The sequence below is a fragment of the Buttiauxella gaviniae ATCC 51604 genome, from assembly GCF_001654835.1.
GTDB lineage: Bacteria > Pseudomonadota > Gammaproteobacteria > Enterobacterales > Enterobacteriaceae > Buttiauxella > Buttiauxella gaviniae.
The window spans coordinates 58,660-85,443 of sequence record NZ_LXEP01000008.1 but is presented as its reverse complement, the minus strand read 5'-3'; the positions used below and the strand labels follow the sequence as shown (position 1 = coordinate 85,443).

Here is a 26,784-nt window from a genome sequence, read left to right as displayed (position 1 = left end):
TATCCTTTGAGCCATACAAAAAGCGACCACTTAAGGTCGCTTTTTGTTGGTTAGCTATCTGAATGTTCTTTGAGCGGGAATCTTCTGCGCACCAGCACAAAGAACAATGGCACGAAGAATATCGCCAGCACGGTCGCTGAAATCATCCCGCCCATCACCCCGGTACCAACCGCATGCTGGCTACCGGAACCTGCACCACTGCTGGTTGCCATTGGCAACACGCCGAAGATAAACGCCAGGGATGTCATCAGTATCGGGCGTAAACGTTGGCGGCAGGCGTCGAGTGTTGCGGCAACCAGTTCGCGGCCCTGGGCATTCATATCGTTGGCGAACTCAACAATCAGAATGGCGTTCTTGGCCGCCAATCCTATAACCGTTAACAGCCCCACCTGGAAATACACGTCGTTTTCCAGCCCGCGCATCCAGGTTGCCAGCAACGCACCAACTACCCCTAACGGAACAACCAGCATCACCGAGAACGGCACTGACCAGCTTTCATAAAGTGCCGCCAGGCACAGGAACACCACTAATAGAGAGATTGCGTAGAGCGCCGGAGCCTGCGCCCCTGATAAGCGTTCCTGATAAGACATGCCAGTCCATTGAAGACCAAAGCCAGCCGGTAATTTCTGCACCAGTTGTTCCATAATATCCATTGCCGTCCCAGTGCTCACACCTGGTGCGGCTTCCCCAACGATTTCTAACGACGAATAGCCGTTATAGCGTTCAAGGCGCGGCGAACCAGACTCCCAGTGAGAAGACGCAAAGGCTGAGAATGGCACCATTCCGCCATCTTTATTGCGCACATACCACTGGTTAATATCGTCCGGCAGCATGCGGTATTTGGCATCAGCTTGTACATACACCTTCTTCACGCGGCCCCTGTCCATGAAATCGTTAACATAGCTGGAGCCCCAGGCGGTTTGTAGCGTGTTATTGATATCGCTAATGGAGACGCCCAATGCCTGTGCTTTGCGCTGATCTATATCGATCTGCATTTGCGGACTGTCATCAAGTCCGTTGTGGCGCACGCGGGTTAGTGAGCTATCACTTCCCGCCATATCAAGCAGTTGGTTGCGGGCTTGCATCAGTGCCTGGTGCCCAGCGCCGGCGTGATCCTGGAGTTCCATATCAAAGCCTGCGGCATTACCCAGGCCGTTAATCGCTGGTGGGCTGCTGGCAATAACCTGAGCCTCTTTGATTTTACGAAACGCTTTAGTAGCCCTTTCAATGATGGCAAAGGAACTTCCGGTATCAGAATCCCTGTCATCCCAGTTCTTCAGGCGGATAAACATACGCGCTACGTTCTGCCCGTTGCCACCAGGCCCTGCACCAATGGTGGAGAACACTGAAAGGACGTTGGCCTTCTCTTGGGTAAGGTAATATTGTTCAATTTTATCAACGACTTTCGTCGTTTGCTGCTGTGTGGAACCACTCGGTAAAACCACCGAGGTGGTGAAAACGCCGGTGTCCTCAAGCGGTAGGAATGAGGTCGGCAGGCGCATAAACATGAACACCATGCCGGCCAGTAGCAGAACATAAATCAGCATCCAGCGCACGCTGCGGGCGAGTATTCTCCCGACCCCATGTTCATAGCGCTCGGCGTTGCGGTTAAACATGCGGTTAAACCAGCCAAAGAAACCTTTCTGGCCGTGTTGTTCACCTTTATGCAGCGGTTTGAGAAGCGTTGCGCATAGGGCTGGTGTCAGTATGAGCGCCACTAAAACAGACAGCACCATGGCGGAAACGATGGTTATCGAGAACTGGCGGTAAATTGCTCCAGTTGTGCCGCCAAAGAAGGCCATTGGCACAAACACAGCGGAAAGTACCATCGCAATCCCGACCAGTGCGCCTTGAATCTGACCCATCGATTTGCGGGTCGCTTCTTTGGGCGATAACCCTTCCTCGCTCATGATGCGTTCGACGTTTTCCACCACCACGATGGCATCATCTACCAGCAAACCGATCGCCAGAACCATGGCGAACATGGTTAGCGTGTTAATACTGTAGCCAAAGGCGTAGAGCACCGAAAACGTACCCATCAACACCACTGGTACGGCGATAGTCGGAATCAATGTCGCCCTGAAATTCTGTAAGAACAGATACATCACGAGGAATACCAGCAAGATGGCTTCCAGTAATGTTTTCACGACGTCTTTAATCGAGGCTTTGACGAATGGCGTGGTTTCATAGGCGATTTTTGCTTTCAGCCCATGGGGGAAATATTGCGCAAGTTCATCAATTTTTGCCCGCGCCAGCGCATCGGTTTCCATTTCGTTGGCACCGGATGCCAGTTTAATCCCAAGCCCTGACGCAGCCTGCCCGTTATAGCGGCTCAGGAAATCATACTTTTCTGCGCCTAACTCAACGTCTGCAACATCGCCCAGCGAGACAACTGAACCATCCTGATTCACGCGCAGCGTAATATCTTTAAACTGTTGCGGTGTTTGCAGCAGCGACTGAGCATTGATGGTGGCATTGAGCGCCTGCATGTCAACAGATGGCGTTCCACCAAGTTGCCCCACGGCAATCTGGGCGTTTTGCGAACTGATGGCATCAACCACATCCTGCGTGGTCATCTGATAGCTGGTGAGTTTGCTCGGGTTGAGCCAGATACGCATCGAATATTGCGAGCCATAAGCATCAACGCTGCCCACGCCATCGATACGGCTAAGCGGGTCTTGAATATTACTGGCAACGTAATCGGCAATATCTTGCTTATCCATGCTGCCGTCTTCAGAAACAAACGCTACCATCAAAATATTGGTATCGCCCGTTTTATTGACTGTAACACCTTGCGTTTGTACCGCCTGTGGCAATTTACGCAGCGCGGATTGCAGCTGGTTTTGCACCTGCTGCACGGCTTCATCAGGGTCGGTTCCGGCTTTAAAGCTCAGCGTAATCGTCGCCTGACCTGCGCTACTGCTTTGGGAGGACATATACATCATGTTGTCCAGCCCGGTCATATTTTGCTCGATAACCTGAGTGACCGTGTTTTCCAACGTTTGTGCTGACGCACCAGGGTAGTTCGCAGTGATTCGCACATTTGGCGGCGCGAGGTCGGGGTATTGCTCTACGGGCAATGAAAAAATAGCCAGTGCGCCGGTGAGGCACAAAATAATAGCCAGCACCCAGGCAAAAATGGGGCGATTAATAAAGAAATTCGCCATTCAGTCAGGACCTCGTCAGTACTTCAGATTGTGATTATTGATATCAGTTGTCACTTTAGCCTTAACAGCAAGTCCAAACGTGGAGGAAATAAGGAGATAATGTAAATTATTTTCGTGCTATGTAGGTATTTTACCTGTTGAAACAGGGCTTAGAAGCCCCGATTTTCAAGGAAAAGCACGGTTGCCGCGACGCGTGAACGCACCTGAAGTTTACGCAGCAAATTGCGTATATGCACTTTCACTGTCTCTTCTGAGATATGCAGGCCAGAGGCAATCTGCTTGTTTGACAAACCTTTAGCGACTTCTTGCAAGACATCTAGTTCACGTTCGGTTAAGACGGCAAAAGGGTCGTCACTGCGTTTGTCGGTGCTGCGGGTGCGTAAGTATTCAGCAACTTGCTCACTGTAAGCTTCGCCTTCAGTTGCACCACGATGTATATCTTCCAGCAATACATCCGGGTCGCTGTCTTTAAGCAGATAGCCATCAGCACCAGCATCTATCAGGGTGAATATATCACTGCGTGAATCAGAAACGGTCAGTACGACGATACGGGCACTGACGCCGTCACGGCGCAGGGCATTTAGCGTATCTAACCCGCTCAGGCCTTTCATATTCAGATCGAGCAAAATCAGGTCAGGGGACAGGCGATTAGCAAGGCTAATGGCTTCTGCACCGCTGCTTGCTTCACCCACCACACTAAAGCTGTCATCCATTTCCAGCAATTGGCGGATGCCACGACGCATTAACGGATGATCATCGACGATTAATACCTGGCAGACATTTTTCTCACTCATCACAACTCCCAATATTGTTCACATTATTATCGTTATAGGTTCACCGGCGTTTCGCGCGTTGCCAGGTCTGATGGCGGCGAACGAAAAGTCATCGTAATCAACGTACCGCCTTCTGCTGGGCGGGAAATAGTCAGCTCGCCACCTAACCGTGTGGCGCGTTCGTGCATAATATTTAAGCCGTAATGACCTTCGGGTTCCGTCAGACTGGCTATTCCAGTTCCGTCATCAAGAATATTCACAGAATGAATCCCTGATACCGATGTATTACAGCTTACGGTGATTTTTTGTGCTTGCGCATGTTTAATAGCATTTAACACACCCTCACGAATAATCTGCAGCAAATGCACCTGTTGCGAGGCATCCAGCGCCTGAGTGGGTATGTCGCAATCCATGGTAATAACAGCTTCAGTCTGGTTGCGCAGCGGGGCAATCATCTCCTGCAATGCGGAAGGTAAATCGGCTTGCTGAAGTGTCAGGCGGAAGGTCGTTAATAGCTCACGTAACTGGCGGTAGGCATCGTTCAGCGCTTGGGAAAAATCGCCAATAATGCGCTGCGCAGGCTGGTTTTCTGCCGGTACCGCACGTTTGAGTAACGTGAGTTGGATACGTAAATAAGAGAGCACTTGCGCTAACGAGTCGTGTAATTCCCGGGCAATCGTCGCGCGCTCTTCCATCAGCAACAATTGCTGATAATGTTTTTGCGCCTGGTTGAAGTAGAGGCCACGGCCCAACATATTTGCCAGACTTTGCATTAATGGCAGCGGCGGAACACCTTCTGGAGCCTGCCAGCGGAGCAAACCTAATTCTTTATTCTCAAGCACGATCGGCAATGTTTGCCATGCCTCCTTATCGTGTTGAACGCCTTCCTGTATTTTCCAGTTTTCACCCGTTTTCATCTCCAGATAATTGACCGGTGTTTTCTGGCGTACCTGCTGCAACACTCGTTCAAAACAGTGCTGATCGATGGTACTGACCGTCAGGGCTTGTGAGCAGGCATATAGCACTTCCAGCGTCTGATTGGCTTCCTGCAGGTCCAGGGTTTTTTCCTGCACGCTCTCTTCAAGTGAACGATAAAGTTTATGTAACTCGCCTGACATGCGTGTGAAAGTATGTGCCAACAAACCCAGTTCATTTGGTAGTTGTGTGTTTAGCGGCGGGTAATCAAACTCACCGCGTTCAATAGTGCGACTTGCTTCCATTAGTTTGTTCAGAGGTGCCACAACCTGGTGGCGAAAGCGGCGTAAGGTGAAAAAGACCAACGTGAAAATGGCAATAAAACCTACCACTGAAGCTATCACCACCTGCATCATTTTGCGTTCAGCATAATGTTGAAGGGCGAGGACAAACAGGTCAATTTGCGCCACATAGCCAGTAATGTTGGCCTTGTACCACTGCAAATCGCCCTGGCGAATATGGTTTTCCATATCGGACCAGGCATTGTTAATCACTGCGAAACGGTTACGGACTTCAGCAGGAACCCAGAATTTTTCAATTTTAAGCAAGGCTGGAGAGCGCAGTGACTGGCTGTACTGCTCAAGATGTTTGTCCAGATTGATGCGGTCGCCCTGCAAATCATATCCCAGGCGATAGCTCTGCATACGTAACGAACCTGCGACGTTAATCGCTTCGGCATCTCGCAAACTGCTGGCAAGGGTTAACATCGCGATGCCTGTTGAAAGCAGCGATAGCAGAATAATGTAAAAGAAAGCTCGGGCAAGGCTCGTGGAGAGCGAGCGTTTTACTATCACTTATAATAACCCATCGAAATAGTTGAGAGCGAAACGTATCAGAAACGTAAGATGTCAGTCATTCTTGTTGGCTATATTTCGGCATTCCTTCCAAAACAAATTTACAGAATTAACCACTGCACACCAGAAACACAACCTTTGCACAACAAACCGGTGCAAAACGATGTTTCATTAAACACGAAAATAAATTGATCCTTACCAGGTTATTGGCAGATTTCGCATTAAACTGGGCAAATGACCATTGCCAGCGAAGACTTTGCCAGGTCATAACATACCCCCATAAAAAATAGCCTCCTGTTTGTGATAACGGGCAAAGGGGTAAAAATGAATCGTTTTGTTCTTGCCAATGCACAGCAATGTATCGGTTGTCATGCATGCGAAATCGCCTGCGTAATGGCTCACAATGATGAAAAGCATGTTCTGACCACTCAACAATTTCAGCCACGGATCTCTGTTATTAAACATCAGGGAAGGCGCAATGCGGTAACTTGCCGTCATTGCGAAGATGCTCCGTGTGCAAGCAGTTGCCCCAACGAAGCTATTTCACGCGTTAATGACAGTGTTCAGGTTAATCAACACAAGTGCATTGGCTGTAAATCCTGTGTGGTAGCGTGCCCGTTTGGTGCGATGCAGGTTCTCACCACTCCGATTAATGATGGGCGCTCTGTTAAAGCGAATGCCCATAAATGCGACTTATGCCATGACCGTAAAAATGGCCCGGCTTGCGTGGAAAATTGTCCCAGCAAGGCGCTGAAATTAATTAATAGCGAGACGCTTGCCGCCCTGGCAAAAAACCGGCGTTTACGCTCTGCGGCTCAGGAATCTCAGCCGTGGCATACCACCGCGCAGCAAACAGCACCGCAACTTTCTCTGAGTGCTGATTTAAGTAAAGTAGAAAAAATGCGCGCCACTCCTGCGCGGCAGGACCCTGATAAAATTGACCTGGTTTTGCGCAAAACAGGTTTTGATGAAATCTATCTCACCTTTGATAAAAATCAGGCTGAAAACCAGGCTGACCGCTGCATGAAATGTGGCGAGCACAGCATTTGCGAGTGGACTTGCCCGCTGCATAACCATATCCCGCATTGGATTGAACTGGTCAAAGAGGGGCGCATTCTGGAAGCTGTGGAGCTTTCGCACGAGACAAACTGCCTGCCAGAAGTGACCGGGCGTGTGTGTCCACAAGACCGTTTATGTGAAAGTGCCTGTACCCTCAAAGATGAATATGGTGCGGTCACTATCGGCAATATCGAGCGTTATATTTCCGATAAAGCCTTTGCCAGCGGCTGGACGCCGGATCTTTCTTATGTCAAACCAACTAGTCGCCGCGTTGCCGTGGTTGGTGCTGGGCCTGCCGGCCTAGCCTGCGCGGATATTCTGGCGCGCAATGGGATTAAAGCCACAGTGTTCGACCGCCATCCTGAAATCGGCGGGCTGCTCACGTTTGGTATTCCCGCATTCAAGCTGGATAAATTGCTGTTAAGTCGTCGCCGTGAAATCTTCAGTTCGATGGGTATTGAATTCAAACTCAATACCGAGATTGGCCGCGACATTTCTCTACAACAGGTGTTGGCTGATTTTGACGCGGTATTTGTTGGTGTTGGGACTTATCGTTCAATGAAAGCTGGATTGCCGAACGAAGATGCGCCGGGTGTTTACGATGCGCTGCCGTTCCTGATTGCTAACACTAAACAGGTGATGGGATTACCAGAGTTGCCTGACGAGCCGTATATCCATATGGCGGATAAACAAGTGGTGGTGCTCGGTGGCGGTGATACTGCGATGGACTGCGTGCGTACTTCTTTGCGACATGGCGCGCAGCAAGTCACTTGTGCCTATCGCCGAGATGAAGCCAACATGCCGGGTTCAAAAAAAGAGGTCAAAAACGCGCGGGAAGAAGGGGCGATGTTTGAGTTCAATGTGCAGCCGCTGAATATTGAACTGGATGACAGTAGGCAAGTGATGGGCATCCGTATGCTGCGCACCCAAATGGGCGAGCCAGACGAGCAAGGTCGCCGTCGTCCGGAACCGATTGAAGGCTCTGAATTTATCATGCCAGCCGATGCTGTAATTATGGCATTTGGCTTCCACCCTCATGGTATGCCATGGCTTGAAGAGCACGGTGTGAAGCTTGATAGCTGGGGGAGGATCCTTGCCAGCGTTGAAGATAAATTACGCTACCAGACCAGCAACCCAAAAATCTTTGCTGGTGGTGATGCGGTCCGTGGTGCTGATCTGGTTGTCACGGCGATGGCGGAAGGGCGTCATGCTGCTACAGGGATTATGGAATATCTTGAAGTCCAACCCCAACGATTTAATTAAGGCTGGTTTACCCTTTATTGTAAACTCGGTATAAGTTCTAAGTTCGGCTGATGATGACATAGCACCAGTATTGGGACTGGCGCTATGTCGCTGTCAAAGACGGATAAAGCTGACTCTCATACCACTCAGTAAGAAAAATACTATATTTTAAAGACTCTAAGAAAACTGATGTAGACCATGTGATGAATGCAGAAGACAAAACCAATGAAAAACCATTCAATAGTTTCAAAGTTATTTTTGGGTTGTTATTCAGAGAGGCTACACCAAAAATCGTACGGAAAAAAAGGATTGTTTATTATAATAAAAATAATATGAGTGACTGCGATTTGCTTATTGATGCTGGGATGCCTTTAATATTAAGCCAATATTTGGATTCCCGATCAGCAGGTAGACGCTGGCTTCGCGGATAATGCGTAGAGTGTTGCGCTCGCCAGCCCCTAAGCGAAATAATGGAGGCGTAATAACAAAAGCATCAGGAATGATATCTTTATCTGCGGGTTCGACTCAAGACTGAACAAGATTAACATTTTTGTCTTTGTTTTCGACAGCTAGCGCTGCCTCAGTCTTATCACCATTCAAGACATAGCGTGTGACATCCACGATGACACTGGCCTTGGCCTATGGGGAAGTTAACACCGTAAATAACATAAGAGTTTTAATAAAGGAATTCATAATCAACCTAAAGTTTTGTATTACGCCAACCAATGTTAGTTGTACGAAATATTAAATGTTACAGGAATACTGATTTTGCCATCCGTATTACCTTTTGCCGCTTGCCCTGTAGCGATCAGGTTAGCCTTTGCTTCGATAGTTCCTTCACCACCAGTGATAACAGCATTTGATGCCATTGCTGTATTTTTCACTACAGCATCGTTGCCTAAGTAAATAACGGCACCAATATTGGTTGCACCACCACTGGAGTTGTTAGCAAAAATAGAGGCTCCATCATTGGATTTTTTATTTGGGTCCTTGTGAAAGTAATGCCTGGTGTATTAATAACGTCCTGGCAATCAGTTAAATCAATAGTAAAATCCTTATTTACTGATTTCACGCCATCTGCATTAAAGGTGCTGATAGGAATAGTAGCAAATGGCACGGTAATATCATTACTCTCTACAGCAATGCTACAGCTTTGGCCAGAAAGTTCACCAGTAAAAGTGACAGTGGACTGAGCATAGGCTGTTCCTGTCGCGAGGAAGAGCAGTGATAGCTTTATGTTTTGAAAATGATTTTCATATTTTTCCATCCATATACGTATAAATTTTGTAAGTGATATAATATCGTCCTTAGGTATTTATTTTACTGCACAACTTCTTTCCTTCTCCTTTGATTCATAGAAAATATCCTGCTTCTATATTAGCGATGATTTAAAATGTAGTGACAAGCAATTTCTGTTGCGGAGTCCTAATTTGGATATGCAGTTTTTTTTATGCGTATATACCGTTTTCATACTAATACCTAACAATCTTGATATTTCATTGTTAGATTCACCGGTAAGGTGCATGTTAATAATGCTGCGTTCCATGTGACTGATTTTTACGTTGCTACATGCTATTTTCCTGGTATGTAGGTCAGTAATGCCATGCACATTTGCAACAAAATTTTTGGTAGTAACCTTTCGGTCTAAAACGCCTGCTATACAAGGGCCAAAAATAATCGAGTAGTTAATGCATGGGTCCCCAATAATAACTACTTTTACCTTTTCATAATGTTCGTTCATATTACATATAAAATTATAGGTATCATTCGCACTCTCGTTATTGCCATATAGCTCTGTGAGAATAAGATCAATGTTACTTAGCTCTCTGTAAGCCAGTACCTGAGAAAGAGTATTGCAATGATAAATATCACTTAATCCGAAGATAGGGGAGTGTATCTTCAGAAGATTACTAAGCCCCTCAGAAAAATAATTATCATTAGACATTATAATAATTTTCATATAGCACCATTCCTATTGATACTTTGCGTCCTTGCTCTGATTCCGTACATTTTACTTACTGTTTCGGGTTTTTAGCGGAAGTGTCTATTCTTGGATGAAGTGTCTATTTTGGGATGGGTGTTATTCAAGAAGCTAATGGACTTATTTTTTTATACCCTAGTTTTAAGAATGATTAATACTAGCTATCATTATTTTTAGATATGTAAAGCAACAAATGAATAACAATATGTGCAAATGTTTAACTTTCCAAAATAAGACATTTAATCCTAAAATGTACTTATAGATTTTAAAAGGCAGCCTTAACATATAATCTCCAGCGAAGAAATATGCCCGCAGTAATATTCAAAACCAATAACATAAATTAAAGATAAGATTATCAAGATGACAAACATTATCGCCGATAACACAAAAGTCATTAAATGCATCAGAGAGATAATTGCTGGATTGTCGCCAAAGTCAGAAAAAGTCTGCTTTGAAGAGAACTCACTTATTTTTCTGAACCAAAAGAAGCAATTTTATATGCTGCTTGAAGGTGAGCTTACTATACGTTCCAGAGACCGGAGACACATTGTTGCGCGTCTGGTGGGTCCAGTAATTTGCGGCCTTGGTATTATGGAAGATGTCTACTTACAAACTACATCATATGCCGTGTTCCGGGTACTACCTCGTGAGCAGGCTTTTGAAATAATTACCCAAAAAAATCTCTGGCAAGTGATGTTTTATATTGTTCACAACTATGCCGCAAAGGTGTGCAAGTGGAATGATATCCTGACGCAAATGTCTTCCTATGAAGTGATTTGTGAAACATTGAAACGTCTGGAGGGAGAACCAACAAATATAAAATACAGCATCACTGCTCTACAATATGTACAAGAGAAGACAGGTTTATCAAGAAGCTACATTCTTAAAATTATAGGTGAGCTGAAAGTGCAGAAGAAAGTCACTATACAACGAGGGGTACTGACAGGGCTTAAACATACTGAGTTATAACTTTATTTTCGCAAAATTCACCCCGACTCAGTGTCGGGGGATGGGTTTCGCTAACAAACTCGATTTCTTTTTGATCCCATCCCGGCATTTACCCCTAAAGGGTGATGCCTCTACTCCCCCTTTGTCACATAACGTATCACTCTATAAAAACCCGTAGAAAATTACGAAGATAACACAGATGTGTTTGCCGGCTTCTGCACTGCGAAGGCTGGCATTTGTGATGCAAGGATGTGCCTTATGGCTGATTTTTCCCGACGTGGATTATTGACCGGGAGCTTTCGACGCTCCGCAACTGCTTTCCGCCCGCCCTGGAGCGGAGATGAAAACCATTTCCTTGTGGATTGCACTCGCTGCGATACCTGCTTGTCGGCCTGCGAAACCCGTGTCCTGAAACGCGGCCAGGGTGGCTACCCCGAAGTTAACTTCGATCACGGTGAATGCACTTTTTGCTACGCCTGCGCACAAGCTTGCCCGGAACAACTCTTCCTGGCGCGTGATGTTTCCCCGTGGGAACACACGCTGTTGATTGGCGATAATTGCCTGGCCAAAAACAGCATCGAATGCCGTAGCTGCCAGGACACCTGCGACACGCAGGCTATTTCATTTCGCCCTTCTTTGCATGGGATTGCACAACCTCTGCTCAATCACACCGATTGCACCGCTTGCGGGGCATGTATATCGGGTTGTCCGGTTTCAGCCATCAAGATGAGGCACGCAAATGCGAGCTAACTGGCATGTCGCAGGCCTGGTCATTCAGGCGCAACCACACAATATTCTCGCGGTCAGTGCCGCATTAAACGAACTACCTGGTAGCGAAGTCGCGGCAAGTGATGCTGAACACGGCAAATTGGTCGTAGTTATGGAAGCAGAACATAGTGACGTGCTGCTGAATCAAATCGAGTCGGCACGCAATATTGCGGGCGTGCTGGCGGTGTCGCTGGTTTATCACCAGCAGGATGAGCAAGGTGAGGAAACACCATGAAACTCAGTCGTCGTAGCTTTATGAAAGCGAACGCTATTGCAGCCGCGGCGGCCGCCGCTGGCCTTAGCGTACCGAGTGTTGCCCGTGCGGTTGTCGGGAAACAAGATGCTATCAAGTGGGATAAAGCCCCGTGCCGTTTTTGCGGCACCGGTTGTGGCGTATTAGTCGGTACCCAGGACGGGCGAGTTGTTGCAAGCCAGGGCGACCCGGATGCGCCGGTTAACCGTGGCCTGAACTGCATCAAAGGCTACTTCCTGCCAAAAATCATGTACGGAAAAGACCGCCTCACGCAGCCGCTGTTGCGCATGAAAGACGGGCAGTATGATAAAGAAGGTGAGTTCGCTCCCATCACCTGGGATCAGGCCTTCGACATCATGGAGCAAAAATTCAAGACCAGCCTGAAAGAGAAAGGGCCGGAAGCGGTCGGCATGTTTGGCTCCGGCCAGTGGACGGTATGGGAAGGTTATGCCGCTTCTAAATTATTCAAAGCCGGTTTCCGCTCCAACAACCTTGACCCGAACGCACGCCACTGCATGGCTTCAGCTGTTGTGGGCTTCATGCGTACTTTCGGCATGGACGAGCCGATGGGCTGCTACGACGATATCGAGCAGGGCGACGCGTTCGTGCTGTGGGGTTCGAACATGGCCGAGATGCACCCGGTTTTATGGTCCCGCATCACCAACCGCCGCCTGTCGAATGAAAACGTTGAAGTCGCCGTTCTTTCTACCTTCCAGCATCGTAGTTTCGAGCTGGCCGACAACGGTATGGTTTTCACACCGCAAACTGACCTGGCGATCCTGAACTATATCGCCAACTACATCATTCAAAACAACGCCATCAACGCGTCGTTCTTTAAGCAGCATGTGAATCTGCGCAAAGGCGTGACGGACATCGGCTACGGTTTGCGCCCGACGCATCCGTTAGAAAAAGCGGCGAAAAACCCAGGTTCTGACGCTTCTGAGCCGATGAGCTTTGAAGATTACAAAGCGTTTGTCGCTGAATATACGCTGGAAAAAACCGCTGAGATGAGCGGTGTGCCGCAAGACCAGCTTGAAGCGCTGGCGAAGCTGTACGCCGATCCGAACAAAAAAGTGATCTCTTACTGGACGATGGGCTTCAACCAGCACTCGCGTGGTGTGTGGGCCAACAACCTGGTTTACAACATCCATTTGCTCACCGGAAAAATCTCTCAGCCGGGCTGCGGGCCATTCTCCTTAACCGGCCAACCATCGGCATGCGGTACGGCGCGTGAAGTCGGCACTTTCTCCCATCGTTTGCCAGCAGATATGGTGGTGACCAACGATAAACACCGTCAGATTGCCGAAAACATGTGGCAACTGCCTGCGGGAACCATTCCGGCAAAAGTCGGTTTGCATGCGGTGGCGCAAGACCGTGCGCTGAAAGACGGCAAGCTCAATGTTTACTGGGTGATGTGTAACAACAACATGCAGGCCGGGCCGAACATTACCGAAGAGCGTATGCCGGGCTGGCGTGATCCACGTAACTTCGTGATTGTCTCCGATCCTTACCCAACGATCAGCGCACTGAGCGCGGATCTGATCCTGCCAACCGCAATGTGGGTGGAAAAAGAGGGCGCTTACGGCAACGCCGAACGCCGCACGCAGTTCTGGCGTCAGCAGGTTAAAGCACCGGGCGAGGCAAAGTCCGATCTCTGGCAGCTCGTTCAGTTTGCGAAGCGCTTCAAAGTTGAAGAAGTGTGGCCAGCTGAACTTGTCGATCAGAAACCAGAATACCGTGGCAATACGCTGTTCGACGTATTGTTTGCTAACTCGAACGTCAGCAAATTCCCGGTCACTGAACTGGCTGAAGGGCAGTTGAATGACGAATCCCACGAGTTAGGTTTCTACCTGCAAAAAGGGTTGTTCGAGGAGTACGCCGCATTTGGCCGTGGTCACGGGCACGATCTCGCGCCGTTTGATGATTACCACAAAGCACGTGGCCTGCGCTGGCCGGTGGTCGACGGTAAAGAGACGCTTTGGCGCTACAGCGAAGGTCACGACCCATATGTGAAAGCGGGTGAGGGCTTCAAGTTCTATGGCAAACCAGATGGCAAAGCAGTGATCTTCGCGTTGCCATTTGAGCCTGCGGCGGAGTCTCCGGACCTGGAGTATGACCTGTGGCTTTCAACAGGACGCGTGCTGGAGCACTGGCATACCGGCAGTATGACGCGCCGCGTGCCGGAACTGCATCGCGCCTTCCCGGAAGCCGTTTTGTTTATCCACCCGCTTGATGCCAAGGCGCGTGATCTGCGCCGTGGCGACAAAGTGAAAGTTATCTCGCGTCGTGGCGAAGTGATTTCGATTGTCGAAACACGCGGTCGCAACAAACCGCCGCAGGGGCTGGTGTACATGCCGTTCTTCGATGCAGCGCAACTGGTGAATAACCTGACGCTCGACGCGACCGATCCACTTTCGAAAGAGACGGATTATAAGAAATGCGCTGTAAAACTGGCGAAGGTGTAAGGGGGATTAAATCATGAAAAAAACCATCCTGACTAAAACGTTCTTTCAATGGGTTGCGGCATTTACACTGCTGGTAAGTGGCGCTTTGTGGGCGGCAAACGGCGTTGACCTGACGCAATCGCCCGAAGTTTCTGGTACGCCAGAAGGGTCAATCCATATGCCAAAACAGCAGGGGCGTATGGCGCTCAACTACGTGAATCAGCCGCCAATGATTCCCCATAGTGTTGATGGCTACCAGGTGAGTAAAAACACCAACCGTTGCCTTCAATGCCACGGCGTTGAACATTACCGTACTACAGGTGCGCCGCGCGTCAGCCCGACACACTTTATGGATAGCGACGGCAACGTGCTTTCTAATGTGGCACCGCGCCGTTACTTCTGCCTGCAATGCCATGTCCCTCAAACCGATGCAGCGCCGATTGTTGAAAACACATTCACGCCGTCTAAAGGCTTTGGGAACTAGAGGTCATTATGGATAAATCAACCCGTAAGCCTGGCATCATCAAGCGTATGTGGCAGTGGTGGCGTCGCCCGAGCCGCCTGGCGCTGGGCACGTTATTGCTGATTGGTTTCGCTGGTGGGATTATTTTCTGGGGCGGTTTTAACACCGGCATGGAGATGACCAACCGCGAAGAGTTTTGTATCGGTTGCCATGAAATGCGTGCCAACGTCTACGAAGAATATATGCAGACAGTGCACTACAATAACCGCAGCGGCGTGCGAGCGACCTGCCCGGACTGCCACGTCCCCCACGAATGGGGGCCTAAAATTTTGCGTAAAATTCAGGCCAGCAAAGAGTTATATGCCAAAGCGTTTGGCTTAATCGATACGCCGCAAAAGTTTGATGACCACCGCCTGGCGATGGCGCAAAACGAGTGGCGGCGAATGAAGAACAACAACTCGCAAGAGTGCCGAAACTGCCATAACTTTGATTATATGGATTTCACCGCCCAGAAAACGGTCGCGGCAAAGATGCATGATAAAGCGGTCAAAGACGGGCAGACCTGTGTGGATTGCCATAAAGGGATTGCGCATAAGCTCCCGGATATGAGCGAAGTAAAAAACGGTTTTTGATTACCCGTCATACTTCGAGTTGCAGGTATGTTGGCTGCACCCGTGCGCCCCAGTCACATAGTTATCTATGCTGCTGGGGACTTACGGCCTTGCCGCCTGCCTGCAACTCGGATTATTTAGGGTAATCTCGTTTCATAACCAGAAGACAAAAAGTATTTAGCAGAATATTATGATCGGCTCCCCTAACTCACTGTGGAGACGGTATGTCGATTAAAATCGAAGTCATCAAAGATAAAATCCTCTCAGATAATTACTTCATCCTGCGTAATATCACCTACGATCTATACCGTAACGAAGCCGAAGCTATTCGCCATAAACGTGAAGTCTATGACCGGGGAAACGGCGCAACCATGCTGCTGTACAACCGCGATAAAAAAACGGTCGTTTTGACACGTCAGTTCCGCGTGGCAACGTGGGTTAACGGCAACCCTGATGGCATGTTGATTGAAGCCTGTGCGGGTCTGCTGGATGCCGATGAACCGGAAGTGTGTGCCCGCAAAGAAGCTATCGAAGAAACCGGGTACGAAGTCGGGGAAGTCGAAAAAGTCTTTGAGCTTTATATGTCGCCAGGCGGCGTGACCGAGCTGATTCATTTCTACATGGCGGAATACAGCGACGCTCAGCGCGACAACGCCGGTGGCGGTATTGATGATGAAGATATCGACGTGCTGGAAATCCCCTTCAGACAAGCGCTGGAAATGGTCGCAAGTGGTGAAATTCGTGACGGAAAAACGGTAATCCTGTTACAACAGCTGCAATTACGCGGAGTCATGAACTAAAAATATTGTTATTCAATGAATTACGGATAGGTGATTTTAAGTAAATCTATCCGATAAATCTGATTGAGTACAAACGTCAACCAGACGAAGATATCGCCACTTTTTGTATATCCGTCATACTTCAAGTTGCCTCTTTGTTGGCTGCGCTCGCTTACCCAGATCACTTACTTATGTAAGCTCCATGGGACTTGGTCCCTTGCCGCCGTGATGCAACTCGAATTATTTTGGGTATACGTGAAATTCTCTTCGTCTTTTCAGGATGTGTGTCGCCAATGTGCCTTCGGTTCAAATCGCTGTTTCTTTTTATATTATTTATAGCGAGCTCCGTTTTCGCGGCACCTGCACAAAAGTCTTTCTCCGATTGGCAAGTTACCTGCAACAACCAAAATTTTTGTGCGGCCCGTAACACTGGGCTGCATCAAGGATTAGTAATGACGCTGACCCGTAGTGCGGGCGCGCGTACTGATGCAACGCTGAGAATTGATCTCGGTAATATGACCATCGCAGAACCTAAAGCGCCGCCAATTGCGCCACGCCTGTTGGTTGATGGTGAACCGTTGACGCTGGACTTAGCGAAATGGCAGGAAACACCGCACCATCTCAAAACCAGTGATGCCGACGCGATTAATGGCTTCCTCGATAAAGTGGCGAACGCCGATGCGATTACGCTGGCGAAAGGACGGGGAAGTATTTCACTTGCGGGTCTGAAAGCGTCACTGTTGTTTATTGACAGCCAACAGCAGCGAGTCGGTAGCGAAACAGCATGGATTAAGAAAGGTGACGATCCACCGCTGAGCGTGCCGCCTGCACCCGCGCTCAAAGAAGTCACACTGACAAACCCAACTCCAACGCCTTTAACGCAGGTGGAACTGAGTGATCTGCTGGATTACGGGACCTGGCGCATGAACAACAGCCAGTGTTCGCTCGATCCTGCCCGTCGTGAAGTTCGCGTTTTCGCCCTTAGCGATGACAAAGCATTGTTGATTACCGGGTGCGAAGCAGGTGCTTACAACGTGGTCGATCTCGTCTGGGTGGTGTCACGGCAGAAACCTTTTGCTGCTCGACAAATTCGCTTAAAACTGCCGTTTACGCCGGGGAGTGGAAACACTGAACTAGAGCTGATGAACGCCGGGTATGATGAAACGAACAAAGAGCTGACGACGCTTGCAAAAGGGCGTGGCGTTGGTGATTGCGGTGTGGCGACACGCTGGCGTTTTGATGGCCAGCGTTTTCGACTGGTACGTTATGCCGAAGAGCCGACGTGCGATGAGTGGAATGCGAGTTCGTCGTGGCCCACGCTCTGGGTCACCAAATAATCCCCGTCATACTTCAAGCTGCAGATGCGTTAGCTGCTTTCGTTCACCCCAGTCACTTACTTGTGTAAGCTCCTGGGGATTCACAATACTTATTTTCGACTAAACACCCATCACCTTCTTCGCCTTCGCCACCACATTCTCGGTAGTAAAGCCAAAGAACGGGAATAACTTATCGGCAGGTGCCGATTCACCGTAAGTCGTCATGCCGACAATCGCCCCTTTCAGTCCGACATATTTGTACCAGTAATCCGCAATACCCGCTTCAACTGCCACTCGTGCAGCAATGTCTGAAGGTAATACCGACTCGCGATACGCTTCGTCCTGAGCGTCAAAAATGTCGGTCGAAGGCAGTGAAACCACGCGTACTTTATGGCCTTCGGCGGCGAGCTTATCTGCTGCAAGTACCGTAATTTCCATCTCCGAACCTGTGGCAATCAGAATCACATCTGGCGTACCGCCGCTGTCCTTCAGAATATAGCCGCCGCGACTGATGACGCTGACCTGCTCGGTCGTACGATCCATTTGTGCCAGGTTCTGGCGCGAAAGAATCAGCGCTGTTGGGCCGTTATGCCGCTCGATTGCCGCTTTCCAGGCTACAGCAGCTTCAACCTGATCGCACGGGCGCCAGGTGCTGAAGTTCGGTGTCAGACGTAGGCTGGCAAGTTGTTCTACCGCCTGATGTGTAGGGCCGTCTTCGCCAAGGCCGATGGAGTCATGGGTATAGACCATGATTTGACGGGCTTTCATCAACGCCGCCATACGCGCAGCGTTTCGGGCATATTCCACGAACATCAGGAAGGTCGCGGTATAGGGCACAAATCCACCGTGATGGGCAATCCCATTCGCAATGGCGGTCATACCGAATTCGCGCACGCCGTAGTGAATGTAATTCCCAGCCAGATCCTCTTTGATGGATTTAGACTCTTTCCAGATGGTCAGGTTACTTGGCGCTAAATCAGCCGAGCCGCCGAGCAATTCAGGCAGGCTTGGGCCATAGGCATTCAACGTGTTTTGTGAGGCCTTACGGGTGGCAATTTTCTCTGGATTGGCCTGCAACTTTTCAATGTACTGCTGCGTGAGGTCTTGCCAATCCTCCGGCATTTCACCGTGCATACGGCGGTTAAATTCAGCGGCGAGATCCGGGTGAGCTTTGGAGTAAGCGGCAAACTTATCGTTCCACGCCGTTTCTGCCTGCTCGCCTTTTTCTCTGGCATCCCAGGCCTGGTAAATCTCTCTTGGGATCTCAAATGCAGGGTATTTCCAGCCCAATTGTTTACGGGCGAGTGCCACTTCCTGCTCGCCGAGTGCCGCGCCATGTGCCTCTTCTTTGCCCGCTTTGTTTGGCGAGCCAAAGCCAATGATAGTGCGGCAGATAATCAGCGACGGTTTATCTTTCACGCTTTGCGCTTCCTCAATCGCCTTCTTCACGGCTTGCGGGTCGTGGCCATCAATTTCATGCACCACATGCCAGTGATAAGCCTCAAAACGTTTGGCGGTGTCGTCGGTAAACCAGCCTTTGGTTTCGCCATCAATCGAAATGCCGTTGTGGTCATAGAAACCGATGAGTTTGCCAAGGCCGAGTGTACCTGCCAGCGAGCAAACTTCATGGGAGATGCCTTCCATCAGGCAGCCATCCCCCATAAATACGTAGGTAAAGTGATCGACAATTTCATGGTCGGGGCGGTTAAATTGCGCCCCTAACGTACGTTCAGCAATGGCCATGCCGACCGCATTTGCCAGCCCCTGGCCAAGCGGCCCGGTGGTGGTTTCAACACCGGGTGTATAACCAATTTCCGGGTGGCCGGGGGTTTTGGAGTGAAGTTGACGGAAGTTTTTTAGCTCTTCCATCGGCAAGTCATACCCGCTCAGATGCAACAGGCTGTATAGCAGCATCGAGGCGTGGCCGTTAGAGAGAATAAAGCGGTCACGGTCAGCCCATGTGGGGTTCGTCGGGTTATGGTGCAGGAATTCGTTCCATAACACTTCGGCAATATCAGCCATCCCCATCGGTGCGCCAGGGTGGCCCGAATTCGCTTTTTGTACCGCGTCCATACTCAGGGCACGAATGGCATTAGCAAGCTCTTTACGAGATGACATGTTTCACTCCGTGGTTGTCGTTCAAAGTTTGGCGGCGAGCAAATCTTCCAGTTTTCGTTGATCGATGGCGAACAGGCGGATGCCCTCTGCCAATTTTTCTACCGCCATTGGATCCTGATTATGCTCCCAACGGAAATCTGCTTCGCTGATAGGTTCCGGGCGACGGAAGCCCTGTGACAGCGGCACCAGTTTGCGTACCACCGGCTCTTCGCTCTCCTGCAACTGTTGCAGCAAGTTAGGGGCGATAGTCAGGCGATCGCAGCCAACTAATGCAAGAATCTGTTCGGTGCGGCGGAAGCTCGCGCCCATCACGATGGTGCTGTAGTTGTGCTGCTTAAAGTAATCATAGATATTGCGTACCGATTTGACGCCTGGATCTTCTTCAACCACATACGGGTCCATCGGTTTGCGGGCCTGATACCAGTCGTAGATACGCCCGACGAACGGTGATATCAGGAACACGCCAGCTTCCGCACAGGCTCGTGCCTGAGCAAAAGAAAACAGCAGCGTCAGGTTACAATCGATCCCCTCTTTTTGCAGCTCTTCGGCGGCACGAATACCTTCCCAGGTTGAAGCAAGCTTGATAAGAACTCGCGACTTATCAATGCCCAGCTCTTCATAAAGAGCAATCAAATGGCGGGCTTTCGCGATGCTTTTTTCTTTATCAAATGAGAGACGGGCGTCCACTTCTGTTGAGACGCGTCCAGGAATGCTTTTCAGAATTTCCGCACCGAAATTGACCGCAAGTTTGTCACAGGCTTGAGCGACCTGGGCCTCTCGCGTGTCGCCGCGCTGTTTACCGTAAGCAATGGCATCATCAATGAGCGTTTGATAGTGCGCTAAACCTGCTGCCTTCAGTAATAGCGAGGGGTTGGTCGTCGCATCGATAGGCTGGTAATTGCGGATAGATTCAATGTCACCGCTGTCGGCAACAACGGTGGTGAATTTCTTGATACTATCTAACTGATTCATGACTATCTCCTTGAAATGCAAAGTCTAATTTGAGTGCTCCATGTCACTCACGATGAAAATTCATCGTTGGCATAACTAAAAAGCATAGCAGATAGGCATGGCATTGTTGTTAATGCCAGGTAACATAATGGCTCTGATTTTCTAACATTTTTGCAAGACGTTGCTGATAGTATGGCGATGTTCAAAGTTTAGAACGCGCGCAAGCGTGATACTACGTGGCCCTAAAGCGATCTTAACGTGACCTTACGACCCTTGAGAGTGATAAAAAAGGAACGAAGAAATGGACGAACAACTAAGACAAAGTGCCCTCGATTTTCATGAATTCCCAGTCCCCGGTAAAATTCAGGTTTCGCCAACCAAACCGCTGGCGACCCAGCGTGACTTAGCATTGGCCTACTCTCCGGGCGTTGCGGCACCTTGTCTCGAAATCGAAAAAGACCCACTGGCGGCTTACAAATACACCGCGCGTGGCAACCTGGTCGGCGTTATTTCCAACGGCACTGCGGTGTTAGGGCTAGGTAATATCGGCGCACTGGCGGGCAAGCCGGTGATGGAAGGTAAGGGCGTTCTGTTTAAGAAATTTGCCGGTATTGACGTGTTCGATATCGAAGTCGATGAAATGGACCCGGACAAACTGATTGAGGTGATTGCTGCACTTGAGCCAACGTTTGGCGGCATTAACCTGGAAGACATCAAAGCGCCAGAGTGCTTCTACATCGAGAAAAAACTGCGCGAGCGCATGAACATTCCTGTGTTCCATGACGATCAGCATGGTACGGCCATCATCTGTACTGCTGCGGTGCTTAACGGCCTGCGTGTAGTTGAGAAGAATATCTCTGATGTGCGTTTAGTAGTTTCTGGCGCGGGTGCATCGGCTATCGCCTGTATGAACCTGCTGGTACAACTGGGCATCCAGAAACACAACATTGTTGTGTGCGATTCGAAAGGCGTTATCTATAAGGGCCGTGAAGAAAACATGGCTGAAACCAAAGCGGCTTACGCGGTGGAAGATAACGGTAAGCGCACGCTCGACGAAGTGATTGAAGGTGCGGATATTTTCCTCGGCTGTTCTGGCCCGAAAGCCATGAGCCAGGATATGGTCAAGAAGATGGCGCGCGCGCCATTGATTCTTGCGCTGGCAAACCCTGAGCCGGAAATTCTGCCGCCGCTGGCAAAAGAAGTGCGCCCGGATGCAATTATCTGCACCGGTCGTTCTGACTTCCCTAACCAGGTTAACAACGTGCTGTGCTTCCCTTTCATCTTCCGCGGCGCGCTGGATGTTGGCGCAACGGCGATTAACGAAGAGATGAAACTGGCTGCGGTTCACGCGATTGCCGAACTGGCTCACGCAGAGCAGAGCGATGTAGTGGCTTCTGCTTACGGTGAAGAAGAGCTGACTTTCGGCCCTGATTACCTGATTCCAAAACCATTCGACCCGCGTCTTATCGTGCAAATCGCACCCGCAGTGGCGAAAGCGGCAATGGAAACCGGTGTGGCAACACGTCCGATTCAGGATTTCGACGCTTATCGCGAAAAACTGACCGAGTTCGTCTACAAAACTAACCTGTTTATGAAGCCAATCTTCTCTCAGGCCCGCAAAGATCCAAAACGAGTGGTGCTGACAGAAGGTGAAGAGGCGCGCGTGCTACATGCGACTCAGGAGCTGATTACACTTGGTTTGGCGAAACCGATTCTGATTGGTCGCCCGGCGGTTATCGAAATGCGCCTGAAGAAACTCGGCCTGCAAATGCAAGCCGGGCGCGATTTTGAGATCGTGAATAACGAATCCGATCCGCGTTTCAAAGAGTACTGGAATGAGTACTACAACATCATGAAACGCCGCGGTATTACGCAAGAACAGGCGCAGCGTGCCGTGATCAGCAACACCACGGTGATCGGTGCAATTATGGTGCACCGTGGTGAGGCGGATGCCATGATTTGCGGTACCATCGGTGAGTATCACGAGCACTTCTCCGTGGTGGAAAAGTTGTTTGGGTATCGTGAAGGCGTGAAAGCGGCTGGGGCAATGAACGCGCTGTTGTTGCCAAGCGGCAACACCTTTATTGCTGATACCTATGTGAATGACGATCCGTCGCCGGAAGAGCTGACAGAAATTACCTTGTTAGCCGCAGAAACTGTGCGTCGCTTTGGTATCGAGCCAAAAGTCGCGTTGTTGTCGCATTCCAACTATGGTTCCTCCGATTCGAAAGCGGCATGCAAGATGCGTAAAACGCTGGAGATGGTACGCGAACGTGCACCAGAGCTGGAAATTGACGGTGAAATGCATGGTGATGCGGCGCTGGTGGAAAGCATTCGTAACGAGCGTATGCCTGACAGCCCACTGAAAGGTTCGGCAAATATCCTGATCATGCCAAACGTCGAAGCGGCACGTATTAGCTACAACTTGTTGCGTGTTTCCAGCTCCGAAGGGGTGACAGTCGGGCCAGTATTGATGGGCGTGGCGAAACCGGTGCATGTGTTAACCCCGATTGCGTCCGTTCGTCGTATTGTGAATATGGTGGCGCTGGCGGTGGTTGAGGCGCAGACCGTTCCGCTGTGATTTAAACCCAATCCTTAACCGGCAAGAAATCACGATACAAGGCAGCCTCCGGGCTGCCTTCTTCTGGCTGATAGTTATATTCAAAGCGAACCAGTGGCGGCATCGACATTAAAATCGACTCTGTGCGCCCACCCGTCTGCAAACCAAACAGCGTTCCGCGATCCCACACAAGGTTAAACTCCACATAACGGCCACGGCGATAAAGCTGGAAGTCGCGCTCGCGCTCGCCCCACGGCAACGCTTTACGGCGTTCTACAATCGGCAGATACGCATCCAGATAACCGTTGCCCACCGCCTGCATAAAACTAAAGCAATGGTCGAAATCCGGCGTGTTCAAATCGTCAAAGAACAGGCCGCCAATACCGCGTTGCTCATTACGATGCTTAATAAAGAAGTAATCGTCACACCACTTTTTGTAACGCGGGAACACGTCATCGCCAAACGGCTGGCACAAATCATGCGCGGTTTGGTGCCAGTGAATGGCATCTTCTTCAAAACCGTAAAACGGTGTTAAATCAAAGCCGCCGCCAAACCACCACACCGGGTCACAGCCTGGCTTTTCGGCAATGAAAAAGCGCACGTTGGCATGGCTGGTGGGAATGTACGGGCTGAGCGGATGTACCACGAGGGAGACGCCCATTGCTTCAAAGCTGCGCCCGGCAAGTTCCGGGCGATGAGCCGTTGCTGATGCAGGCATCGCATCGCCATGAACGTGGGAGAAGTTAACGCCCGCTTGCTCAAAGATATTCCCACCGCGTAACACCCGGCTGCGCCCGCCGCCACCGCCTTCGCGTTGCCAGCTGTCTTCTTCAAATGCAGCGCCATCAATATTGCTCAGTTGCTGGCAAATGGTGTCCTGCAATTGCAGCAGGAATTTTTTAACGGCCTGGATATCTGGCAAGTTCATAGGGTTCAACGTTTCTTACTGTGGGCTTTTTGGTTATCAAACCAATTAAAGTAGCTAATGATGCCGGAGGCAATCGCATTAGCAATTTTCTGGCGAAACGCGGGAGTGCCTAATAATTTCTCTTCGCCAGGGTTGGTGATGAATGACGTTTCAACCAGTACGGAAGGAATCGACGGCGACTTCAACACCACAAATGCCGCTTGTTCCGTGTTCCGGCTGTGCAATTTATGCACTGGCTTAATCTGTTTGAGGATATGCGAGCCGAGCGTCAGGCTGTTTTTGATGGTGTCGGTTTGCACCAGGTCGAACAGTACCTGTTGTAGATACTGGTCTTTATGTTTGACCTTGCTGCCTGCGACATCATCGGCGGCGTTTTCTTTATCCGAGAGGTATTTCGCCATCGCACTACTTGCGCCGCGATTGGAAAGGGCAAACACCGACGCACCGGCAGCAGACGGGTTCGTAAAACCATCAGCATGAATCGACATAAAGAGATCGGCCCCGTGTTTGTGGGCGATTTCTACACGATCGTACAGCGGGATGAATTCATCGCTGGTGCGTGTGAGTTTGGCCTCTATCCCATTGCTTTTAAGGATGTTTCGTACATTTTTAGCAATGGCCAGTACGACATGTTTCTCTTTAGAACCATTATGGCCAATCGCGCCGGTATCAATACCGCCGTGGCCTGGGTCAAGCATCACTACCCGACGTCCACCCGATTTTTTGCTCGGTTTACTGTGGTTAGTGGTGGTTTTAAGAGGTTTAGTCTCCGAGCTGGCTAAAGCCTTATTTACGCCCGTTAACGTTAAAGCAGCCAACCCAGTAAGCAGTAACTGGCGGCGGGTAGTCAGATGCGTCAGTGATTTAATTTTGCTCATGCGGCTAATATTTTTATCTTTAAAATTGCAGATAGGCATTTATAGCGTATCGGCAAAGGGTAAACGACAAGCATTTGTGGGATTTTCATTACCAAAAATGAATGAGTGACTAGTATGTCATTTTTTACCTCGTTTTGCGGCAGATATTGGCTAAACAGAAACTTAACGCCATAATCACTGTTTTAGACTTTCAGGTGGCTAATACCATGGAAATACGTGTTTTTCGCCAGGATGATTTCGAAGAAGTCATTACGCTTTGGGAACGTTGCGACTTACTGCGTCCATGGAACGATCCTGAGATGGACATTGAACGCAAACTCAATCATGACGCGGATCTGTTCTTAGTGGCAGAAGTGGGCGGCGAAGTCGTAGGCTCGCTGATGGGCGGATATGACGGCCACCGAGGATCAGCTTATTACCTTGGCGTGCACCCGGAATATCGTGGTCGCGGCATCGCTAATGCGCTGCTGAGCCGACTTGAAAAGAAGCTAATCGCACGCGGTTGCCCAAAAATTCAAATCATGGTGCGTGAAGAAAACGAGCTGGTGATTGGCATGTATGAGCGGCTCGAGTACGAGCAGCAAGATGTGATGCTACTCGGCAAGCGATTGATTGAAGACCAGGAATATTAATGCCTGTGCTGTATCCACCTTCGGATTACGATACCCACGGTAATCTGAAAACACCTTTTTTGTTCTGGTGTACCCTTCTTTTGCAGGCGCGAACTTGGTTTGTTCTGGTGCTGGCGGCAGCGTCCCGTCAACAGGGCGATGCCATCCTTGGTGTCTTCTATCCTGACCGCGACAATTTCTGGTTCGGGCTATTGCCTGGCGTTCCTGCGGCTCTGGCATTTATGATTAGCGGCCGCCGCCATTTATACGCTCGATTATGGGCCGCCTGGCGCTGGATATTGATTGCCGCACAGCTCGTCGTTTTGGCCTGGCAACTCATATTGCTTTGGCAGGGCGAAGTGCTGACGGGCGTCACTTTAGCGCTGCTGGTTGCCGATATTTTTGCCCTCTGGTGGCTGTGTACCAGCCGCCGTTTACGGGATTACTTCACTATCAATCGTGAATAACCGGGCACTTTTGGGAAAGTTTGCACTCCAAAGCGCGTATCCATGCTTAATAAGGAATTTCTGATGAAAAAACTGCGCCTGATGTTATTAGGGCTGCCGCTGGTGTTAGCAGGCTGTTCGACGTTGTCATCCGTCAACTGGTCTGCGGCAAATCCGTGGAACTGGTTTGGTTCGTCAATTGAAGTCAGCGAGAAGGGGGTCGGGGAGCTAAATGCCAGCACACCGATGGATGAAAAAGCAGTCAGCAGCGCATTGAATGATAACTACCGTTTACGCAGCGGCATGAAAACCGATAACGGTGAGATTGTTCGCTTCTATGAAGCGATGGATGACAAAACCGTGATGGTTGTCGTCAACGGAGAAAAAGGCACAGTAAGCCGCGTTGATGTTATGGATAGCGACATCGAAACCGATAGCGGCGTGAAGATTGGTACCACCTTTAGCGACCTGTACGACAAAGCATTTGGCGCGTGTGTCAAAGGGACTGGAGATGATAGTGACGGTGTCGATTGTAAGGCCAAAGACAGCCAGCACATCAGCTACATTTTCAGCGGCGAATGGCATGGCGGGCAGGAGTTGATGCCGTCTGACGATACGCTCAAAACCTGGAAGATCAGTAAAATTATCTGGCGTCGATAAAAATAACCGCTGGCTTGCGCCTTCTCAATAAGGTGTTGCTGGAATTGGGTATCATAAGG

General features: G+C 49.7%; 23 protein-coding genes and 1 pseudogene. 13 read left to right on the top strand and 11 right to left on the bottom strand.

Annotation, left to right across the window (positions count from 1 at the left end; genetic code table 11):
- Positions 1 to 50: 50 nt before the first annotated feature.
- The 3 genes from acrD to narQ form a co-directional block, all read right to left on the bottom strand.
- Positions 51 to 3,167, bottom strand: a complete 3,117-nt coding sequence (gene acrD, locus M977_RS05500; RefSeq protein WP_064512965.1) for a multidrug efflux RND transporter permease AcrD — start codon at positions 3,165 to 3,167, stop codon at positions 51 to 53.
- Positions 3,168 to 3,316: 149 nt separating this feature from the next.
- Complete coding sequence (gene narP / locus M977_RS05495; protein WP_064512963.1) at positions 3,317 to 3,961, bottom strand: nitrate/nitrite response regulator protein NarP; 645 nt, start codon at positions 3,959 to 3,961, stop codon at positions 3,317 to 3,319.
- Between the two features lie 32 nt (positions 3,962 to 3,993).
- Complete coding sequence (gene narQ, locus M977_RS05490; protein WP_074391989.1) at positions 3,994 to 5,709, bottom strand: nitrate/nitrite two-component system sensor histidine kinase NarQ; 1,716 nt, start codon at positions 5,707 to 5,709, stop codon at positions 3,994 to 3,996.
- A 324-nt stretch (positions 5,710 to 6,033) separates the two neighbouring features.
- Here narQ and aegA point away from each other — a divergent pair, with 324 nt between their 5' ends.
- Positions 6,034 to 8,031: a formate-dependent uric acid utilization protein AegA gene (gene aegA / locus M977_RS05485; RefSeq protein ID WP_064512961.1), complete on the top strand. Its 1,998-nt coding sequence runs from the start codon at positions 6,034 to 6,036 to the stop codon at positions 8,029 to 8,031.
- Positions 8,032 to 8,326: 295 nt separating this feature from the next.
- On the opposite strand, the pseudogene M977_RS26095 reads toward aegA, so the two are convergent.
- The 4 genes and pseudogenes from M977_RS26095 to M977_RS26090 all read right to left on the bottom strand — a co-directional run bounded on the left by M977_RS26095 (position 8,327) and on the right by M977_RS26090 (position 9,556).
- A pseudogene (locus tag M977_RS26095) lies at positions 8,327 to 8,511 on the bottom strand (fimbria/pilus periplasmic chaperone).
- 227 nt (positions 8,512 to 8,738) lie between these two features.
- Positions 8,739 to 8,894 (bottom strand): hypothetical protein, encoded by a 156-nt coding sequence (locus tag M977_RS25185; protein ID WP_157092041.1) that lies wholly within the window; start codon positions 8,892 to 8,894, stop codon positions 8,739 to 8,741.
- Positions 8,895 to 8,908: 14 nt separating this feature from the next.
- Entirely contained in the window at positions 8,909 to 9,277 is a 369-nt protein-coding gene (locus tag M977_RS05480) for a fimbrial protein (protein ID WP_064512959.1), read from the bottom strand.
- 105 nt (positions 9,278 to 9,382) lie between these two features.
- A complete protein-coding gene (locus tag M977_RS26090) occupies positions 9,383 to 9,556 on the bottom strand; it encodes a response regulator transcription factor (RefSeq protein ID WP_425339039.1) in 174 nt (57 codons plus the stop codon).
- A gap of 795 nt (positions 9,557 to 10,351) precedes the next feature.
- On the opposite strand from M977_RS26090, the gene M977_RS05470 reads away from it, so the two are divergent.
- From M977_RS05470 to M977_RS05435, 8 genes are all read left to right on the top strand, one after another.
- Positions 10,352 to 10,960: a helix-turn-helix domain-containing protein gene (locus M977_RS05470; protein ID WP_064512955.1), complete on the top strand. Its 609-nt coding sequence runs from the start codon at positions 10,352 to 10,354 to the stop codon at positions 10,958 to 10,960.
- A 237-nt stretch (positions 10,961 to 11,197) separates the two neighbouring features.
- Positions 11,198 to 11,689 carry a ferredoxin-type protein NapF gene (napF, locus tag M977_RS05465; RefSeq protein WP_064512952.1) on the top strand — a complete coding sequence of 164 codons (492 nt, stop codon included), beginning with the start codon at positions 11,198 to 11,200 and terminating at the stop codon, positions 11,687 to 11,689.
- A complete protein-coding gene (gene napD, locus M977_RS05460) occupies positions 11,679 to 11,942 on the top strand; it encodes a chaperone NapD (RefSeq protein ID WP_064512950.1) in 264 nt (87 codons plus the stop codon). The genes napF and napD overlap by 11 nt, the downstream gene beginning before the upstream one ends.
- Complete coding sequence (gene napA, locus M977_RS05455; protein ID WP_064512948.1) at positions 11,939 to 14,425, top strand: nitrate reductase catalytic subunit NapA; 2,487 nt, start codon at positions 11,939 to 11,941, stop codon at positions 14,423 to 14,425. Before napD ends, napA begins: the two co-directional genes overlap by 4 nt.
- Before the next feature lie 13 nt (positions 14,426 to 14,438).
- Positions 14,439 to 14,888 carry a nitrate reductase cytochrome c-type subunit gene (gene napB, locus M977_RS05450; protein ID WP_064512946.1) on the top strand — a complete coding sequence of 150 codons (450 nt, stop codon included), beginning with the start codon at positions 14,439 to 14,441 and terminating at the stop codon, positions 14,886 to 14,888.
- An 8-nt stretch (positions 14,889 to 14,896) separates the two neighbouring features.
- Positions 14,897 to 15,499, top strand: coding sequence for a cytochrome c-type protein NapC (gene napC, locus M977_RS05445; protein ID WP_064512944.1), 603 nt, complete (start codon positions 14,897 to 14,899; stop codon positions 15,497 to 15,499).
- Between the two features lie 203 nt (positions 15,500 to 15,702).
- On the top strand, positions 15,703 to 16,278 hold the full coding sequence (nudK, locus tag M977_RS05440) for a GDP-mannose pyrophosphatase NudK (RefSeq protein ID WP_064512942.1): 576 nt from the start codon (positions 15,703 to 15,705) through the stop codon (positions 16,276 to 16,278).
- A 272-nt stretch (positions 16,279 to 16,550) separates the two neighbouring features.
- Positions 16,551 to 17,594, top strand: a complete 1,044-nt coding sequence (locus M977_RS05435) for a DUF1176 domain-containing protein (protein WP_064512940.1) — start codon at positions 16,551 to 16,553, stop codon at positions 17,592 to 17,594.
- A 99-nt stretch (positions 17,595 to 17,693) separates the two neighbouring features.
- On the opposite strand, the gene tkt is transcribed toward M977_RS05435, so the two are convergent.
- Together tkt and tal are read right to left on the bottom strand one after the other, a co-directional pair.
- On the bottom strand, positions 17,694 to 19,691 hold the full coding sequence (gene tkt / locus M977_RS05430; protein WP_064512938.1) for a transketolase: 1,998 nt from the start codon (positions 19,689 to 19,691) through the stop codon (positions 17,694 to 17,696).
- A gap of 21 nt (positions 19,692 to 19,712) precedes the next feature.
- Entirely contained in the window at positions 19,713 to 20,663 is a 951-nt protein-coding gene (tal, locus tag M977_RS05425) for a transaldolase (RefSeq protein WP_064512936.1), read from the bottom strand.
- Between the two features lie 280 nt (positions 20,664 to 20,943).
- Here tal and maeB point away from each other — a divergent pair, with 280 nt between their 5' ends.
- Positions 20,944 to 23,223 carry an NADP-dependent oxaloacetate-decarboxylating malate dehydrogenase gene (gene maeB, locus M977_RS05420; RefSeq protein WP_064512934.1) on the top strand — a complete coding sequence of 760 codons (2,280 nt, stop codon included), beginning with the start codon at positions 20,944 to 20,946 and terminating at the stop codon, positions 23,221 to 23,223.
- A 1-nt stretch (position 23,224) separates the two neighbouring features.
- Here the strand turns inward: maeB and hemF are convergent, their stop codons facing one another.
- Both hemF and amiA read right to left on the bottom strand, forming a co-directional pair.
- Positions 23,225 to 24,130 (bottom strand): oxygen-dependent coproporphyrinogen oxidase, encoded by a 906-nt coding sequence (hemF, locus tag M977_RS05415; RefSeq protein ID WP_064512932.1) that lies wholly within the window; start codon positions 24,128 to 24,130, stop codon positions 23,225 to 23,227.
- Between the two features lie 5 nt (positions 24,131 to 24,135).
- A complete protein-coding gene (gene amiA / locus M977_RS05410; RefSeq protein WP_064513158.1) occupies positions 24,136 to 25,008 on the bottom strand; it encodes an N-acetylmuramoyl-L-alanine amidase AmiA in 873 nt (290 codons plus the stop codon).
- 206 nt (positions 25,009 to 25,214) lie between these two features.
- Between amiA and M977_RS05405 the strand changes: the two genes are divergently transcribed.
- The 3 genes from M977_RS05405 (at position 25,215) to M977_RS05395 (ending at position 26,725) form a co-directional block, all read left to right on the top strand.
- Positions 25,215 to 25,640 (top strand): GNAT family acetyltransferase, encoded by a 426-nt coding sequence (locus M977_RS05405; protein ID WP_064512930.1) that lies wholly within the window; start codon positions 25,215 to 25,217, stop codon positions 25,638 to 25,640.
- Positions 25,640 to 26,086, top strand: coding sequence for a DUF2919 domain-containing protein (locus M977_RS05400; RefSeq protein WP_064512928.1), 447 nt, complete (start codon positions 25,640 to 25,642; stop codon positions 26,084 to 26,086). The genes M977_RS05405 and M977_RS05400 overlap by 1 nt, the downstream gene beginning before the upstream one ends.
- A 63-nt stretch (positions 26,087 to 26,149) precedes the next feature.
- Complete coding sequence (locus tag M977_RS05395; RefSeq protein WP_064512926.1) at positions 26,150 to 26,725, top strand: RpoE-regulated lipoprotein; 576 nt, start codon at positions 26,150 to 26,152, stop codon at positions 26,723 to 26,725.
- The last annotated feature ends 59 nt before the right edge of the window (positions 26,726 to 26,784 follow it).